We start from the raw sequence: 2,615 nt of genomic DNA, 5'->3' as shown, positions 1-2,615 counted from the left end.
GCTGCTGGCGATCTTCCGCGGCGCCACGCGCGCCCGGGCCGGCATCGAGGTGACAGCGCCGGTGGCGCTGGTCGCCGGCGACCGCCAGTCGGATGGCATCTTTCCGCAATGGTCGATTGCTGAGAACATCGGCATCCGCTCGCTGGCGCGGCTGCGCAACGGGCTGCTGATCTCGCCGCAGCGCGAGGCCGAGCTTGCCGCATTCTGGCAGAAGAAGATCGGCATCCGTACGCCTGACATGAACAACAACATTTTCTCGCTATCGGGCGGCAACCAGCAGAAGGCGCTGTTTGCGCGTGCGCTCGGCTCGGATGCACAGATCGTGCTGATGGACGACCCGATGCGTGGCGTCGACATCGGCACCAAGCTGGAGGTCTACGACCTCGTGCGCGAAGAGGCCGGTCGCGGCCGTACCTTCCTCTGGTACACCACGGAAACCGAAGAGCTCGACAATTGCGACCACATCTATGTCTTCAAGAACGGCCGCATCGTCGCCAATCTGCGTCGCGACGAGTTGACCGAAGAGAAGATCATCCAGTCCTCCTTCGGCGATGCGGCCTGAGATGACGGCCGCCAGCCTCGACACCGCTGCCAGGACTTCCGCCGAGCGCGGCGCGCTGGCCCGCGCGCGCCTGCTGCGCGGGCTGCTGCCGGCGCTGTCGCTGGCGCTGGTGCTGCTCGCCATCGCCTGGCTCAACCCGCGCGCCATCAGCTATTTCGGCTTCAGCCTGATGCTCAACCTGGCGATCCCGATCGCGCTGGCGACGATCGCGCAGATGTTCGTCATTGCCGGAAACGAGCTCGACCTGTCGATCGGCACTTTCGTCGGCTTCGTCGGCTGTGTCACCGCGACCTGGCTGAAGGACGCGCCGCTGCTCGGCGCCGCCATCCTGCTCGGATCGATCGGCGTCTATGCGCTGCTCGGCGCACTGATCCATCTGCGCAACCTGCCGTCCATCGTGGTGACGCTCGGCATGAGCTTCGTCTGGCAGGGGCTCGCGATTCTCGTCCTGCCCAAACCGGGCGGCAAGGCGCCGGACTGGCTGCTCGGGCTGATGGCGTTCAAGCCGCCTTTCGTGCCGTTTCCGATCATCGCCGCGCTGCTGATCGGCCTCATCGTCCATTTCGGCCTGATGCGCACCTCCTATGGCGTGATCTTGCGCGGCTCGGGCGGCAATCCGGCGGCACTCGGTCGCGCCGGCTGGTCGCTGCTCCGAACCAAGATCGTGCTGTTTGCGCTCGCCGGCCTGTTCGGCGTGCTGTCCGGCATGGCGCTGATCGGCATCACCACCTCGGCCGATGCCAATATCGGCAATGGCTACACGCTGCTGGCGATCGCCGGCGTCATCCTCGGCGGCGGCGAATTCGTCGGCGGCCGGGTGTCGCCGATCGGTGCGGTGATCGGCGCGCTGACGCTGGCGCTGGCCGCCTCGCCGCTGCTCACCTTCATGCACATTCCACCCGACTGGCAGGTGGCCGCCAACGGCGCCATCCTGATCATCGTGCTGGCGGCGCGCGTGCTGATCAGCCGCAAGGAGAGGTGAGCGATGACATCGGTGAGATCGCTGCTTACCAAACCCTGGATCTGGTCGTTCCTCGGCGCGCTGCTGGTGTGGCTGGCGACGATCGCCTTCACCGGCGGCTATGGCGGGGGTGGCATGGTGACGGCAGCCCTTTCGCTGGCGGTATTCACCGTCATTGTCGGCGTCGGCCAGATGTTCGTCATCACGCTGGGACCAGGCAATGTCGACCTGTCGCTGCCGGCCAATATCGGCCTTGCCAGCGCCGTCGCGATGAAGGTGATGGACGGCAACGATTCCATGATCGCGGTCGGGCTTTTGGCGGCACTTGCCTGCGGGGCGGCGATCGGCGCCGCCAACTACCTGCTGATCTGGGCGCTGCGCATCCCGCCGATCATCGCCACGCTATCGGCCAGCTTCATCATCCAGTCGATCGACATCAGCTATGGCCGCGGGCTGCAGATCAAGCCGCCGCCGGGCTTCGCCGATTTTGCCAACTGGCAGGTGCTGGGCATTCCGGTGCTGGCGATCCTCACGGTATTGTTCACCGTCGGCGCGGCCATCGCGCTGCAGCGTATGATCTATGGCCGCTCGGTGCTGGCGATCGGCCAGAACATTCGCGCGGCGTGGCTGGCCGGTGTCAATGTCGGCCGCATCCGCTTCCTCACCTACACGCTGTCGGGCGCGCTCGGCGGCATCGACGGCGCGCTGCTCGCCGGCTATTTCCGCGGCGCCAATGTCGACATCGGCAACGAATACCTGCTGGCCTCGATCGCCGTCGTCGTCATCGGCGGCACGTCGGTCGCCGGCGGCAAGGCCAATGTCCCCGGCGTCTGGGGCGCGGCTTTGTTCCTGGTGCTGCTTTTGACCATGCTCAACACGTTTGGGGTGAGCGCGGGGGTGCGGTTGCTGCTGACGGGGCTGATCATTGTCGGGGTGATCACGGCGGCGGGCGGGCAGAAGGCGCTGCGGTAGCCTCCGCCTTCGTCGTCCCAGACACCTTCAAGGCCAGTAATCATTGTGCCAGGCCGACATCCGGTTCCCTTCGACGTTATGGCGCTGTAAATCCCGTTCGCGTGGCCACGGCCGCTGAAT

General features: G+C 66.1%; 3 protein-coding genes. All 3 read left to right on the top strand.

Annotated features, from left to right (window positions below; translation table 11 throughout):
* On the top strand, positions 1-562 hold a 562-nt coding region (locus EN991_RS31635), incomplete at its 5' end, for an ATP-binding cassette domain-containing protein (protein WP_164769508.1).
* A 1-nt stretch (position 563) separates the two neighbouring features.
* On the top strand, positions 564-1,544 hold the full coding sequence (locus tag EN991_RS31630) for an ABC transporter permease (protein WP_164753495.1): 981 nt from the start codon (positions 564-566) through the stop codon (positions 1,542-1,544).
* A 3-nt stretch (positions 1,545-1,547) separates the two neighbouring features.
* A complete protein-coding gene (locus EN991_RS31625) occupies positions 1,548-2,495 on the top strand; it encodes an ABC transporter permease (protein ID WP_127366994.1) in 948 nt (315 codons plus the stop codon).
* The last annotated feature ends 120 nt before the right edge of the window (positions 2,496-2,615 follow it).

This window comes from Mesorhizobium sp. M7A.F.Ca.US.005.03.2.1, assembly GCF_003997795.1.
Lineage (GTDB): Bacteria > Pseudomonadota > Alphaproteobacteria > Rhizobiales > Rhizobiaceae > Mesorhizobium > Mesorhizobium ciceri.
This window is presented reverse-complemented; position numbering and strand designations above follow the sequence as displayed.